Annotated in this window: 11 protein-coding genes; 7 read left to right on the top strand and 4 right to left on the bottom strand. The window is 68.0% G+C overall.

What is annotated here, in order from left to right; all coding sequences use genetic code 11:
* Nucleotides 1–20: 20 nt before the first annotated feature.
* Genes ASE22_RS09575 through ASE22_RS09565 form a run of 3 tightly spaced genes read left to right on the top strand, consistent with a single transcriptional unit; the run spans nucleotide 21 to nucleotide 3,272 of the window.
* A complete protein-coding gene (locus ASE22_RS09575; protein WP_056358022.1) occupies nucleotides 21–1,211 on the top strand; it encodes an amidohydrolase family protein in 1,191 nt (396 codons plus the stop codon).
* Between the two features lie 40 nt (nucleotides 1,212–1,251).
* A complete protein-coding gene (locus tag ASE22_RS09570; protein WP_056358018.1) occupies nucleotides 1,252–2,040 on the top strand; it encodes an SDR family oxidoreductase in 789 nt (262 codons plus the stop codon).
* A complete protein-coding gene (locus ASE22_RS09565) occupies nucleotides 2,037–3,272 on the top strand; it encodes an MFS transporter (protein WP_056358016.1) in 1,236 nt (411 codons plus the stop codon). The genes ASE22_RS09570 and ASE22_RS09565 overlap by 4 nt, the downstream gene beginning before the upstream one ends.
* A gap of 164 nt (nucleotides 3,273–3,436) precedes the next feature.
* On the opposite strand, the gene ribB is transcribed toward ASE22_RS09565, so the two are convergent.
* A complete protein-coding gene (ribB, locus tag ASE22_RS09560) occupies nucleotides 3,437–4,594 on the bottom strand; it encodes a 3,4-dihydroxy-2-butanone-4-phosphate synthase (RefSeq protein WP_056358012.1) in 1,158 nt (385 codons plus the stop codon).
* 154 nt (nucleotides 4,595–4,748) lie between these two features.
* Between ribB and ASE22_RS09555 the strand changes: the two genes are divergently transcribed.
* Nucleotides 4,749–6,269, top strand: a complete 1,521-nt coding sequence (locus ASE22_RS09555; protein WP_235536225.1) for an AMP-binding protein — start codon at nucleotides 4,749–4,751, stop codon at nucleotides 6,267–6,269.
* Here ASE22_RS09555 and npdG read toward each other — a convergent pair whose 3' ends face one another.
* Together npdG and cofH are read right to left on the bottom strand one after the other, a co-directional pair.
* A complete protein-coding gene (gene npdG, locus ASE22_RS09550; protein ID WP_056358007.1) occupies nucleotides 6,270–6,944 on the bottom strand; it encodes an NADPH-dependent F420 reductase in 675 nt (224 codons plus the stop codon).
* The gene (cofH, locus tag ASE22_RS09545) at nucleotides 6,934–9,384 is read right to left on the bottom strand and encodes a 5-amino-6-(D-ribitylamino)uracil--L-tyrosine 4-hydroxyphenyl transferase CofH (RefSeq protein WP_056358005.1); all 2,451 of its coding nucleotides are present in this window, start codon (nucleotides 9,382–9,384) and stop codon (nucleotides 6,934–6,936) included. Before cofH ends, npdG begins: the two co-directional genes overlap by 11 nt.
* Nucleotides 9,385–9,490: 106 nt before the next feature.
* On the opposite strand from cofH, the gene ASE22_RS09540 reads away from it, so the two are divergent.
* The 3 genes from ASE22_RS09540 (at nucleotide 9,491) to ASE22_RS09530 (ending at nucleotide 12,674) form a co-directional block, all read left to right on the top strand.
* A complete protein-coding gene (locus ASE22_RS09540; RefSeq protein WP_056358761.1) occupies nucleotides 9,491–10,393 on the top strand; it encodes an NAD-dependent epimerase/dehydratase family protein in 903 nt (300 codons plus the stop codon).
* Nucleotides 10,390–10,827 (top strand): nuclear transport factor 2 family protein, encoded by a 438-nt coding sequence (locus tag ASE22_RS09535; protein WP_056358002.1) that lies wholly within the window; start codon nucleotides 10,390–10,392, stop codon nucleotides 10,825–10,827. The genes ASE22_RS09540 and ASE22_RS09535 overlap by 4 nt, the downstream gene beginning before the upstream one ends.
* Nucleotides 10,828–11,057: 230 nt before the next feature.
* Complete coding sequence (locus ASE22_RS09530) at nucleotides 11,058–12,674, top strand: ATP-binding protein (protein WP_056358000.1); 1,617 nt, start codon at nucleotides 11,058–11,060, stop codon at nucleotides 12,672–12,674.
* Between the two features lie 244 nt (nucleotides 12,675–12,918).
* On the opposite strand, the gene ASE22_RS09525 is transcribed toward ASE22_RS09530, so the two are convergent.
* Nucleotides 12,919–13,182, bottom strand: a complete 264-nt coding sequence (locus ASE22_RS09525; RefSeq protein WP_156397494.1) for a hypothetical protein — start codon at nucleotides 13,180–13,182, stop codon at nucleotides 12,919–12,921.
* Between the last annotated feature and the right edge of the window lie 263 nt (nucleotides 13,183–13,445).

Below are 13,445 nucleotides of genomic sequence, written 5' to 3'. Positions count from 1 at the left end.
GGAAGAAGCGGGAGAGATCGATGCAGGACCTGCTCGAACGACTGGCCGTGATCGACGTGGACGCCCATGAAATGGCCCCGTCGCATATGTGGGGTACGATGTTCGGTCCGCACAGCGCCCGCTTCGCCGAGGTCGCAACCGATTTCATACGATCCTTCGGTGCCAACAGCTTCTGGCGCCCCGGCCTCGTCGACGACGCGTCGATCACGGCCGACAGCGTGTGGAACGCCAAGGGACCGGCGGCGCCGGGTGCGTTCGATTTCGATCGTCGGCGCAAGGTGCTCGACACCATGGGCATCGCCCGTCAGCTGATCTTCCCTTCCGCCGCGCTGCTGGCCTTCGGACCGCTGACCGGCAGCAGCCTCGCCAGCCTGGGCCTGCCGATCCCCGCGGGCGAGGAGGGACAACGGATGCTGCGCGGCGTCGTCGCCGAATATAATGACTGGGTGGTGCGGACGACCGCTGCTCCCGGCGGCCGCTTCCGCCCCGCCGCGCTGCTGGCCGCCACCTCGATCGACGAGCTGCTCGAACAGGCGCGCGACCTGGTGACGCGCGGTGCGCGCGCGGTCTGGTTGCCGACGTCGCACCCACCGGGCGGCTTCTCCCCGGCCGCGCCCGAACTCGATCCCTTCTGGGCGCTGATGGCGGCCGGCAACGTCGCCGTGACCCTCCACCTCGGCACCGATTCGGGCTTCCGTTCGACCGATGCCTGGAGCCAGGCGCCGGCCTTCGCGGTCGGCAAGGTCGACAGCGTCGAGATCGCGCTCGAACCCTTCGGCACCACCACGGTGCATATGGGGGCCAGCAACTTCCTGACGGCGATGGTGCTGGGCGGCGTCTTCGAACGCCATCCCGCGCTGCGCTTCGGGATCATCGAGCTCGGTGCCACCTGGTTCGGCCCGCTTGCCGAGCATCTCGATCTGTGGGTCGAGCATATCTATGCCAAGCGGATGGCGAAGATCCTGTCGATGCCGCCGTCCGCCTATATGGACCGGAACGTCCGGGTCACGCCCTTCTATTTCGAGCCGGTCGACCTCTATTTCCGCCGCTATCCGCAGCTCAGCCACTGCTGGTGCTATTCGAGCGATTATCCGCACGTCGAAGGCGGCATCGACAGCAAGCTCGGCTTCCTGGCCCGGCTCGCGCCGCTCGGCGAGGAGGCGGTCGAAAAATTCTTCGTCGGCAACGGCGCCTGGCTGGTGCTCCGATGACGTCGGCGGGTGCCTCCATTTCTCCAGCGAAAGGACGGACATGATCCTCTCGGGCAAGACGGTTATGATCTCGGGCGTCGGGCCGGGCATGGGCCGCAAGCTCGCCCTGCTCGCCGCCGCGGAGGGCGCGAAGGTGGCGATCGGGTCGCTGCCGTCCGAACAGCCCTTCATCGACGGCGTCGCGGCGGAGGTGAAGGCGGCGGGCGGCGAGTGCATCGCGGTCGGCTGCGATGTCACCGACCCGGCGCAATGCCACGCCTTCGCCGCCGCCACGATCGCGGCGTTCGGCACGATCGACGGCCTCGTCAACAGCGCCTATGTCCATGGCGGCTGGGACCTGTTCGAAGACGCCGACCTCGACGTCTGGCGCCGCGCGTTCGAGGTGACCTTCTGGGGCGCACTCCACATGATCAAGGCGGTGCTGCCCGAGATGAAGCGCCGCCGCAGCGGCGCCGTCGTCAACATCTCGACCCAGGGCACCGTCCGCGCGCTGCCGCGCCAGGGCGACTATGCCTGTGCCAAGGCCGCGCTCAACGCCGCGACCCGCGCCTGCGCGCGCGAGCTGGGCGAATATGGCATCCGTTTCGTCACCACCCGCATGGGCCGGCTGTGGGGCGTCCCCTATCAGGTCGCGATGGCCGAGCGGGCGAAGGACCAGGGCATCAGCCTCGACCAGCTGCTCGACGGCGTCCGCGCGGGCATCGCCCTCGGCGTCATCCCGCCCGACGAGGAATGCGCCAAGGGCATCGTCATGTTCCTGTCGGACTATGCGTCGATGATCACCGGCGCCGGCATCGACATCAACGGCGGGGAGTATATGTCGCCATGACCGCGGCCGCCACCGCCGTCGCCACGGGGAAGAGCCCGCGCGGTCGCCATGCCGGGCTGATCGCGATGCTGTCGTTCGTCGTCATGTTCGAGGGCTTCGACCTCAATCTGACCAGCATCATCCTGCCCTATGCCGCCACGGCCTTCGGGGTAGGACCCGCCGATCTCGGCGCGGCGATGTCGTTCATCGCGCTCGGCGCGATCTGCGCCTATCTCACCCTGCGCCTCGCCGATCGCTTCGGGCGCAAGCCGGTGCTGATCGCCTCGTCGGTCGGCTTTTCCGTCGGTACCCTCCTGACCGCGCTGGCGCCCGGCCTGCTGGGCTTCGCCGCGCTCCAGTTCGTCACCCGGCTGCTGCTCGTGACGCAGGTGGCGAGCGCCTATACGATCGTCAGCGAGACGCTGCCGACGGCGATGCGCGGCAAGGCGAACGGGGTGCTCGGCGCCTGCGCCAGCGTCGGTGCGGCGCTGCCCGCCATGCTGCTGGCGCCGCTGCTCGAAACCGCGCTCGGCTGGCGCGGGCTGTTCCTCGTCGGGGCGATGCCGCTGCTGGTCGTGCCGCTGCTGGTCCGCTTCGTCCGCGAGCCGGCCGTCTTCGTGGCCGAGCGGGCCGCACGCGAGGGCCGGGGGCCGGGGCCGGCTGCCGAGCTGCGTCGCCTGCTCCGGCCCGATCTGCGCCGGCGCTTCGCGGGGATGAGCCTGCTATGGTTCGCGCTCAATTTCTTCGCCGGCGCCGCGACCTATTTCTTCACCTATCACGTCCTGAACGAGCGGGGCTGGGTTGCGCGCGACATCGCTCTGATCGCCCCCTTCGGTCTTGCGGCGGCGGCGGGCGGCTATCTGCTCGCGGGCTTCTGCATGGACCGGATCGGCCGCCGCACGACGGCGCTCGGCTTCGTCGCCCTGTGCGCGCTGTCGGCGGGGCTGATCTACGGCGCGCCCGGTTGGTGGCCGGTCGCCGCGGGCTGGGTGCTGATGCAGGGGGCGATGGGCCTGTGGATCGTCGGCTTCACGATCAATGCCGAGCTGTTCCCGACCGCGATCCGCGCCACCGCCAATGGCTGGTGCCACAATCTGATCGGCCGCTGGGGCCTGGTGGCGGCGCCGCTGCTGGTCGGGCAGGTCGCCCGGATCACGGGCTCGACGGGGACGGCCTGCCTGTCGCTGTCGATGGTCGTGCTGGTCGGCATCCCGGCGGTGCTGATGCTACCCGAAACGCGCGGCGACCGATGAGGGCGGGTCGATCAGCTACTCTGCGTCATTTCAGCGAAAGCGGGACCCATGTTCATCATCGTCATGCCAGCGCAGGCTGGCATCTCGTGAGATAAAGGGAGCCGCACCTCTCCCGAGATGCCAGCCTGCGCTGGCATGACGGAACGGGGGAGGGGCCTAGCAACTCACTCGAACAATGTGATCTCGTTCTCGGGCACGCCGTCCTTGCCGAATAGCCGCCAGCCGGTGATCGTCAGCCCATAGCCGGGCAGCGCCGCCGGGTTGGGGCGGGCCGAGGTGATCGGCACCATGTTGCGCACGCCGAGGTCGATCAGGATCTGCGCGCCGATGCCATAGTCACGCAATGCGCGAGTCTGGCAGGTGTGGGCGTCCTCGGGGCCGAGCTGGCGCAGCAGCCAGTCGGGATCCCAGTCCTTGAGCAGCACGATCACGCCGGGGCCGTCCTCGCCGGCGATCGTCTTCATCACATTACCGAGATAGCTGTGGCGATCCCCGCTCATGCCCAGCACGTCGGGCCCGAACTCCAGTCGGTGCATGCGCACCGTCACCGGCGTCTCGGCGTCGATCTCGCCCTTAGCCAAGGCGATGTGCAGGCTGTTGTCGAGCCGGTTGCGATAGGCGATCAGCCGGAAGCGGCCGTGGACCGTGTCGAAGTCGCGCTCCAGCTCGCGCACGACGTGGCGCTCGGTGCGGCGGCGATAGGCGATCAGGTCGGCGATCGTGCCGATCTTCAGCCGGTGGCGGGCGGCGAAGGTCAACAGGTCGGGCAGGCGCGCCATCGTGCCGTCGTCGTTCATGATCTCGCAGATCACCGCGGCGGGGCGGAGACCGGCGAGGCGGGCGATGTCGATCGAGGCCTCGGTGTGCCCGGCGCGGACGAGCACGCCGCCGTCGCGCGCCGCGAGCGGGAAGACATGGCCCGGCGAGACGATGTCGGCGGCGCCGCGCTCCGGATCGGAGGCGACCTGGATCGTGCGGGCGCGGTCGTGCGCCGAGATGCCGGTGGTGATTCCCTCGCGCGCCTCGATCGACACGGTGAAGGCGGTGCCGTGCTGGGTGCGGTTGTCCTGCGCCATCGGGGGCAGCCGCAGCGCGGCGATCCGGTCGGCGGTCAGGGTGAGGCAGATCAGCCCGCGCCCGTACAGCGCCATGAAGTTGACCGCCTCGGGAGTCGCGAACTCGGCGGGAATGATCAGGTCGCCCTCATTCTCCCGATCCTCCGAATCGACCAGGATGAAGGGGCGACCGGCGCGGGCCTCGGCGATGATCTCCTCGATCGGTGAGATGTCGGCGCTGTCTTCGACAAGCTTCGGGGCGGCCATGTTCAGAACCTTTCCTCTCGATTTTCTCTACCCTGATTAATACCAAGCGATCGCTTGATCAATATGCTTGAACTACGCAATAGGATCGGCTTAGCTGGCCAGATGCGAATGCAAGCGACCGCTCAGGAAGGCGGAGCGACAGAGGAGGGAATGGGTGTCCGGACTGGATCTTTCGGCGATGCTCGACGAACATGGCCGACGCTGGCGCGACCGCCCGGCGGTGCTCGAGATGGAGAGCGGCCGGCGGTTCGACTATGCCGCTTTCGCCGGGCGGGTGCGCCGCCTTGCGGGCTGGATGGAATCGGTCGGGCTGAAGCAGGGCGACCGGGTGGTCTGGCTCGGCCAGAACGCGCCCTGTGTGCTCGAGTTGCTGGTCGCCGCCGGTCGGCTCGGCGCGGTGCTGGCGATCCTCAACTGGCGCCAGTCCGAGGACGAGCTGCGCTTCGTCCTCCACGATCTCGATCCGCAGATCATCGTGTGGCAGCCCGACAGCTTGCCCGACTCGCTGCGCGCCGAATGGAAGGACCGCAGCTGCGTCTGGCTGTGCCAGGACTCGCTCGATTCGACGTGCGACTATGAAAGCGCGATCGCCGGTGCGCCCGAGGCCGCCGCCGTCGCCATGCCCTCCGACGCGGCACAGCTGCTGCTCTACACGGCGGCCTTTTCGGGCCGCCCCGCGGCAGCGATCCTGACCCGCCAGGCGCTGGTCCTGCAGGCGATCCAATATGCCGCGCTGCGTGGCTGGAACAACCGCACCACCTATCTCAGCGCGACGCCGCTCTTCCATGTCGCGACCCTGCTCGACTGCCTCGCGACCTTCGTTGTCGGCGGGCACAACCTGTTCGTGCGGCATGCCGATCCGGCCGCGATGTGCGCGATCATTGCCGCCGAGAAGGTCAGCGACACCTTCATCCTGCCGCCGACGATGGAGAAGATCCTCGAACTCGATGCGTCGGCGCGGAACGGCCTCGGCTCGCTGCGGTCGATGCCCTACAAGCCCGAATGGAATGCGCTGGTCACGATCGACGACAGCCTGTGGGGCAAGCGCCCCTATGGCTATGGCCAGACCGAGACGATGGGCTATGCGACCTTCAGCGCGCTGGGCGATCCCGGCAAGGGCGGGATGGGGCGGCCGTCGCCGCTGGTCCGCATGGCGATCCTCGACGAGGAGGGGGGCGAGCTTCCCGACGGCGAGGTGGGCGAGATCGGGATGAAGGGCTGGACGGTCAGCCCCGGCTACTGGCGCCGGCCCGAGATCAACGTGCAGCGCTACACCGCCGACGGCTGGCGCCGCACCAACGATCTCGGCCGCCGCGAAAGCGACGGGACGCTGAGCTTCATCGGGCCGAAGGGGCGGCTGATCAAATCGGCGGCGGAGAACATCTATCCGGCCGAGGTCGAGCGCTGCATCGCCCAGATCGACGGCGTCGCCGAGGTGGCGGTGATCGGTACCCCCGACCCGGTCTGGATGCAGAGCGTCCGCGCGATCGTCGTGCCCAAGCCCGGCGCGACGATCGACGAGGCGGCGGTCATCGACCATTGCCGCAAGGCGATCGCCTCCTACAAGAAGCCGCGCAGCGTGGTCTTCGCCGACACGCTGCCGCGCACCGGCGCCGCGATCGACTATGCGGCGCTCGACCGGCTCTATGAAGGCGGCGGCTACCCCGCCGGCTGATCAGGCGGTCGGCACCCCGGTAATGCGGATGCCCGCGCCGGGCACCTTGTAGCGCCGGTTGAGCGCGATGAGCACCGAAGTCAGTCCCTCGGCGACCACCGAATTGGCGAGCACCCCGGCGTTCCACGCCCGCAGGCCGATCTCCTCGGCCAGCGCGACGACGCGGTCGGCGGCGGCCGGGTCGTCGGCGCAGACCAGCACGTCGCACTCGATCGCCTCGTCGAGGTTGGTGAGATGGTGCGCCGAGATGTTCTGGAAGGCGGAGACGACCTTCACCTCTTCGCCGAGGAGGTGCTGGACCGCCTCGACCGCCGATCCGCCTTCGGGCAGCTGGACGCGGCTGACCTTGGGCGGGACGAGCGGCACGGTGACGTCGATCAGGATCTTGCCGGCGAGACCGCCGCGCACGGCCTCGACCGTGTCGCGCTGCGCGGCATAGGGCACGGCGAGCACGACGATCTCTGCCGCGGCTGCGGCGGCGACATTGTCGGCACCGCTCACCCGGTCGCCGCCCAGGGTCGCGTTCATCGCGGCGGCGGTTTCGCGCGCGCGTTCGGCCGACCGTCCGCCGATGATCACCGCGTGCCCGCGATGCGCCCAGCGCAACGCCAGCCCGCCGCCTTCCTTGCCGGTACCGCCCAACACCGCGATCGTCGCTTTGGTCTCATCGGCCATCGTTCAGGCTCTCCATCTCGTTCTTCCGCGTGGCGCGCCGCTTGATCGGCGGCGTCAGGATCATCGGGGTCAGGGCGGCGGCGTTCCGGCCGCGCCGTCGGACGATATCGGCTACGTCGCCGTAGAGCGTGGTCCTCTGGCGCGGCGTCCGGCCGATCGAGCGGATCAGCGCGTCCATCGCCTCGGGCGGCATTTCCTGCCCATGCCGGGTTCCGGCGGCGCGCGAGATGCTCTCGTTCATCAAGGTGCCGCCCAGGTCGTTCGCGCCGGCCCGAAGGCAGGCGGCGACGCCGGCCGGCCCCAGCTTGACCCAGCTCGCCTGGATGCTGGTGACCAGCGGGTGGAGCGCTAGCCGCGCCACCGCGTGCATCAGCCGCACCTCGCGGAAGGTCGGCCCGCGCCTGGCCTGGCCGCGCAGCGCCATCGGCGCCTCCATCGGCACGAAGGGCAGCGGGACGAACTCGGTGAAGCCGCCGGTCCGCGCCTGGAGCGCGCGGATGCGGAGCAGGTGACGGGCCCAGTGGCGCGGGGCGTCGACATGACCGAACATGATCGTCGCCGTGGTGCGGAAGCCGGTGTCGTGGGCGGCGCCGACCACCTCGATCCACTCGTCGCTGGTCAGCTTGTCGGGACAGATCTGCGCGCGGACCTCGTCGTCGAGGATCTCGGCGGCGGTACCGGGCAGCGTGTCGAGCCCGGCGGCCTTCAACCGGGCAAGGAAATCGGTGACCGGCAGGCCCAGCGTCGCCGCGCCCTGCGCGACTTCGAGCGGGGAGAAGGCGTGGATGTGCACGTCGGGCACCGCCGTCCGGACCGCGTGGGCGAGGTCGAGATAGGTGTCGCCGGTATAATGGGGATGGATGCCGCCCTGCAGGCAGACCTCGGTGCCGCCGCGCGCCCAGGCCTCGCGGGCGCGGCGGATCACTTCCTCGCGGTCGAGGTCATAGGGGCGGCCGCGCAGCGCCTCTGCCTTGTCGCCCTTGGAAAAGGCGCAGAAGCCGCATTTGTATAGACATATGTTGGTGTAGTTGATGTTGCGGTTGACGACATAGGTCACGGTGTCGCCGTTGACCTGCCGCCGCAGCGCGTCGGCGGCCGCGCAGACATGGTCGAGGTCGGCGTCGCGCGCCGCGAACAGGCGGACGATATGGTCCTCGCCGATCGCCTCGCCCGCCATCGCCCGCGCGGTGATCGCCGCGATGTCCGGATCGACGGAACGCAGCAGGACCGGCTCAGGCGCACGGTCGGGGAGCGGCAGGCCGGGCGACCAGCGGTCGGCGCGCGCGAAACCTGACGCGTCGGCGGCGGCGAGCAGCGGGCCGGCCATCGCCGGGTCCTGCCAGCGCGCGATGCCCTGCGACCCCCAGCCCGGATAGGCGGGCAGCCGTGCGACGAGGATGCGGCCCCACTCGGCGGTTGCGGCACGCAGCCGATCGACCTCGGGCCACGGTGCCTCGGGATTCACATGGTCGGGGGTGACGGGGGAGATGCCGCCCCAATCGTTGATGCCGGCGTCGATCAGGCGGGGAAAGTCCCCAGCCGACAGGTTCGGCGGCGCCTGGATGTTCATCGCCGGGCCGAGCAGGATGCGCGCCGCCGCAATCGTCCAGAGCAGATCGTCCATGTCGGGCTCGGGCGCTTCCGCCATCGCCGTCCGCGGCTTGGCCCGGAAATTCTGGACGATCACTTCCTGGATATGGCCGTGGCGCCGGTGCAGGTCGCGGATCGCCAGCAGCGCGTCGATCCGCTCGGCGCGGGTCTCGCCGATGCCGATCAAGATGCCGGTTGTGAAGGGAATGGCGAGCTCGCCCGCGATACGGATCGTCTCCAGCCGGGCGGCGGGCATCTTGTCGGGCGATCGGTAATGCGGGCCGCCCTTCGCGCAGAGCCGCTCCGACACCGATTCGAGCATCAGCCCCATGCTGGCCGCGACGGGGCGCAGCGCCGCCAGTTCGGCGCGGTTCATCACCCCGGCGTTGACATGGGGGAGGAGGCCGGTCTCGTCGCGCACGGCCGCGCACATTTCGGCGAGATAGGACAGGGTGGTGGCGTGGCCGAGGCCGGCCAGTGCGTCGCGCGCCGCCGCGAAGCGCAGTTCGGGCTTGTCGCCGAGGGTGAACAGCGCCTCGGTGCAGCCGGCCGCCAAGCCGGCCCGGGCGATCTCCAGCACCGCCGCGCGGTCCAGATAGGGCGCTTCCCCCCGGCGAGGCGGCTGCGAGAAGGTACAATAATGGCAGAGGTTGCGGCAGAGCTGGGTCAGGGGCACGAAGACCTTGGGCGACCAGCTCTGCACCCGCCCATGCCCCGCGTCGCGCAGCCGCGCCGCCACGGGCAGAAGTTCATCGGTCCGGCCCGCGAGCAGCGCCGATCGCAACGCGTCGTCGCTCAGCCCCGTATAGGGATCAGCGCTGTCGGGCGTCGGGGAAATACCGCTCTCCATAGTTTATCAAGCAAGCGCTTGTTGAACTTCAATGCAAGCCGCATTATCCCAAGTCAAGCGGGGCATGTCCGGCCAACGGCCGGACCCGGGGGAGAGGGCAGCGGCCATGAAGATATTGGTCATCGGCGGATCGGGCATGATCGGCGGCGACATCGCGATACACCTTGCCGATCAGGGGCATGAAGTGACGATCGGATCGCGCAAGGCCCCCCTCGCGGCGACCCCGATGGCGAAGATGCCTTTCCTCGCCGGCGACTATGTCGCGGGCGGCTATGCGACAGACGACCTCGCCGGTTTCGAGGCGATGGTCTTCGCCGCCGGGCAGGACACCCGCCATGTCGGCAAGGACGACGACGCGGCCGCGTATTGGCAGCGGACCAATGCCGTGCTGGTGCCGCAGCTGTTCGAGCGGGCGCGCGACGCGGGCGTGGGCTGCGCGGTCAATATCGGCAGCTTCTACCCGCAGGCGGCACCGCGCCTGCTCGAGGGCAATGCCTATATCCGCTCGCGCCTGGCGTCGGACGAGGGCGTGCGGGCACTGGCCCGACCGGGCTTCCGCGTCATATCGCTCAATCCGCCCTATATGCTGGGTGCGGTCCCCGGCCTCGATCCGCGCGGCTTCGAGAAGGTCGCCGCCTATGCCGACGGCAGATTGCCCGACATTCCCGTCTATGCCCCGCCGGGCGGCGTCAACTTCATGTCGATCCGCTCGCTCGCCGAGGCGACGGCGGGGGCGATCGAGCGCGGGGAAGCGGGCAAGGCCTATCTCGTCGGTGACGAGAACCTGACCTTCCGGGACTATTTCGAGCTCTATTTCCGGGCCTGCGGAAAGGACGTCGAAATACCCGTCATCGACAAGCCGCATCCGCTGATCGGCAGCTTCGCCGGCCATGGCGGCGAGATATATTTCGACCCCGATCCGGCCGAGACCGCGCAGCTCGGCTATCGCCGCAACGACATCGCCACCGCGGTGCAGGAGATCGTCGCGCTTTATCGCAGCCGGGGATGAGCGACATGGACGCCGAAGTCCGCCGCCTGCTCGACGAACGGGCGATCCGCCGCGCGGCGACCCTCTACGCGATCGGCGCCGACCGCCGCGATCCGGCGATCTGGACGGATATCATGGCCGAGGACATGGTGCTGATCACGCCCCGCGGCAGGATCGACGGGCGCGACCGGGTGCTGGCCGCGCTGCCCAAGCTGGCGGCGGCCTTCACCGCCACCCAGCATCATGTGACCAACCAGCTCCACATGATCGACGGCGACGGCGCGACCGGCGAGACCTATTGCGTAGCCGACCATATGACGCAGGCCGCCGACGGCAGCCGTTCGATCCTGCGCTGGGCGATCCGCTACCAGGACGAATTGCGCCGGACCGGCGACCGCTGGCGCTTCACCCGCCGCGAACTGATTCTCGACTGGGAGGAGCGGCGGAGCGCCTGAGACTGGCGGAAGGGCTTTCGCCGAGGGCGCGAAGCTCCCCCCGATATTCCTCCTGGAAGCGACCGTGCGGAGCGTGCATTTGTGAACAAAACAGCGAATAGCGCGTTCAATGCGGCAGCGGAGGATGACAAAAGAAGATCTCCCCCGCTTCTGCTAGGTACTGATTGGGGGCCATATTCGTGCAAGGCCATGGGGAACGTTCCGGTCGCAATGGCGAGGTGATCGGAAGTATGGCGGCGGCCAACCACGAGGCGGTGATCCTGCGATGGACGTCGCGGCCGCCGCTCTTCGCCTATTCGCTGGCCCTTGTCGTGTCTGTCACGGCCGTAGCGCTCCGGATATCGCTCGATGGCCTTGGCACGGATATCGTTCCCTTTGCTCTGTTCTACCCTGCGGTATTGATCGCTGCCGTGCTGGGCGGCATCGGCCCGGGTATCTTTTCGCTCGCGCTGACCGGCGGCGCGGTGGCGTTTTTCTGGCTTCCGCCCCGCTACAGCCTTTATTTCACTGACGGGAGCGTTCTTAATCTGTTTCTGTACGCCTCGAGCGCCGGATCGGTCATCGCCGTAGCGTGTATGCTACGCCGCAGCCTGCGCCGGACCGCAACCGTGGCCGCGTCGTTGCTCGACAGCAGCACGCGCCTAAAGGAACTCACGGCCGAACTCGAGGCACGGGTTTCCACCGCGGTAGCTGAACGTGAAGAAGCTCTGCAACAATTGCACGAGACCATGAAAGCGGAGACGATCGGCCAATTGACCGGCGGGATCGCACACGACTTCAACAATTTGCTTACGCCGATCATTGGTTCGCTGGATGTCATCCGCAGTCGGCCGATGCCTGCCGAGCGCATTCAAAAAATGGCGGAAGGAGCGCTCGAGGCTGCCGAAAAAGCGCGAACGCTCGTCAGTCGACTCCTTGCCTTTGGACGCCGACAACTGCTGCAGCCGCGCGCTGTCGACGCGATCGCTCTCTTGAACGGTCTTTCCGACCTTATCCAGCGGTCGATCGGCCCCTCCACGCGACTGGTCATGGACCTGCCGCCGGAACTGCCGGCCATACGGGTGGACCCCAACCAGCTCGAGCTGGCCTTGCTCAATCTGGCCGTCAATGCCCGCGACGCCATGCTATCCGGAGGAACGCTAACGATCTCGGCTCAGACCGAGTTCTGTGAAGAGAATCCGCAACTGGCGCCACGCGTCCGTATTTCCGTGGTCGATACCGGTCATGGGATGGACGCGGAGACGCTTCGACGCGCCGTCGAGCCATTCTTCACAACGAAGACCGGCGAGCGTGGTACCGGGCTCGGCCTCTCCATGGTGGACGGGTTGGCTGCACAGTCGGGCGGCAGCCTGCTTCTGTCCAGCTCGGTGGGGATCGGAACAAGGGCGGAGCTGTGGTTTCCGTCCACGACCGAAGCGGTCACCGTTCGAGCGGAGGAAAACAGACCCGCATATTCGCAAGCGCCGAGTTTGCGGATCCTGCTGGTCGATGACGAGCCACTCGTTCGGACAGGGTTGGCCGATATGATGCGCGAGGCGGGCAATGAGGTCGTCGAAGTGGAAAGTGCCCGCGAGGCGCTGTCGCTTATCGAGGATTGCGGGAGTTTCGACCTGGTTCTGACCGACCATTTGATGCCTGGTATGACCGGGGTCGCAATGGCGCAGAAGTTGCGGGTCAGCCATCCGCAACTTCCGATAATAGTGATCAGTGGTTATATGGGCTTGGATGAAGATGTCCCGGCGGAGATCGTCGTCTTGCGCAAGCCGATCCGGCAGCGCGAACTGATTGCTGCGATCAACGAAGCGCGAGGCGCTTCCGACAAAGTCATCCAACTCAGATCTGCCTAGGTGGACCGATCCCTATATGATCGCGCTAAGCAGCGTTGGCCCGGGGGGGGATAGAAATCGCCCGGTTGCTCGGGCCGACGACGCATGCCGCATCTTGTGGCGCGCGCGACAAGGGTGGTCGTCGTTTCGTCACGCAGGGAGTGCCCCGAAGGGGCGATGCGATCACGGCGTTCGACGAGGAACTCTCCCCGGCCTGAGGAGAGGCGCAGCGATGGCGCCACAAGGCCGATCCGCGCCGCGGTCGTCACATATTATGCTTTTCCTCACGCGATCGTAGCACGGGGCGCCCCACATCCTCATAGGCCCGCGCCGCCTCGTCGATGATACCGCGATGGCGGGCCGGCTCGCGCCGATCGACGTCGATCCGCTGCGCGCGCAGCCACAGAAATCCAAGCACCGCTGCGGCGCCAAGAATCGAAATGAGTATGGATTGCATGCGTACTCCTATGGGGTCGGGGCCAGCGCCGATGGAGCGGTTCGCGCCGCGCGACCGACCGTCGTCGTACATCGGCTTCGCGAGGTCGGGATCGGGCGTCCCTGCCGGCGCCAGCACAGCTGTGCGAGATCAAGGGCCGAGCGGCGCGAGCCTTGGCTCCACGCCTTGCGAGCCGGACAGGCTCGCGATGCTCCATCGGGCGTGCCGATGATGTTGAATTATATCGCATTACGATATGATTTTCAAGGCCGTATCGCTGTGCGCTGGCGCCGGTCATACGACGTGCCAGGCGATGGAGGTCGGTGGCCTATATGGATCGGCTTCGGGAGCGTTTT

It is taken from the genome of Sphingomonas sp. Root720, from assembly GCF_001428605.1.
GTDB lineage: Bacteria > Pseudomonadota > Alphaproteobacteria > Sphingomonadales > Sphingomonadaceae > Rhizorhabdus.
The sequence above is the reverse complement of the archived record's forward strand: the minus strand, read 5'-3'. Positions and strand labels throughout refer to the sequence as shown.

Bases quoted from the DNA above. Each gene is read 5' to 3' on its own strand.
- ASE22_RS09570 (WP_056358018.1), top strand. From the start codon at position 1,252: ATGATCCTCTCGGGCAAGACGGTTATGATCTCGGGCGTCGGGCCGGGC.
- ASE22_RS09575 (WP_056358022.1), top strand. From the start codon at position 21: ATGCAGGACCTGCTCGAACGACTGGCCGTGATCGACGTGGACGCCCAT.
- ASE22_RS09540 (WP_056358761.1), top strand. From the start codon at position 9,491: ATGAAGATATTGGTCATCGGCGGATCGGGCATGATCGGCGGCGACATC.
- ASE22_RS09530 (WP_056358000.1), top strand. From the start codon at position 11,058: ATGGCGGCGGCCAACCACGAGGCGGTGATCCTGCGATGGACGTCGCGG.
- npdG (WP_056358007.1), bottom strand. From the start codon at position 6,944: ATGGCCGATGAGACCAAAGCGACGATCGCGGTGTTGGGCGGTACCGGC.
- cofH (WP_056358005.1), bottom strand. From the start codon at position 9,384: ATGGAGAGCGGTATTTCCCCGACGCCCGACAGCGCTGATCCCTATACG.
- ASE22_RS09535 (WP_056358002.1), top strand. From the start codon at position 10,390: ATGAGCGACATGGACGCCGAAGTCCGCCGCCTGCTCGACGAACGGGCG.
- ASE22_RS09525 (WP_156397494.1), bottom strand. From the start codon at position 13,182: ATGTACGACGACGGTCGGTCGCGCGGCGCGAACCGCTCCATCGGCGCT.
- ribB (WP_056358012.1), bottom strand. From the start codon at position 4,594: ATGGCCGCCCCGAAGCTTGTCGAAGACAGCGCCGACATCTCACCGATC.
- ASE22_RS09565 (WP_056358016.1), top strand. From the start codon at position 2,037: ATGACCGCGGCCGCCACCGCCGTCGCCACGGGGAAGAGCCCGCGCGGT.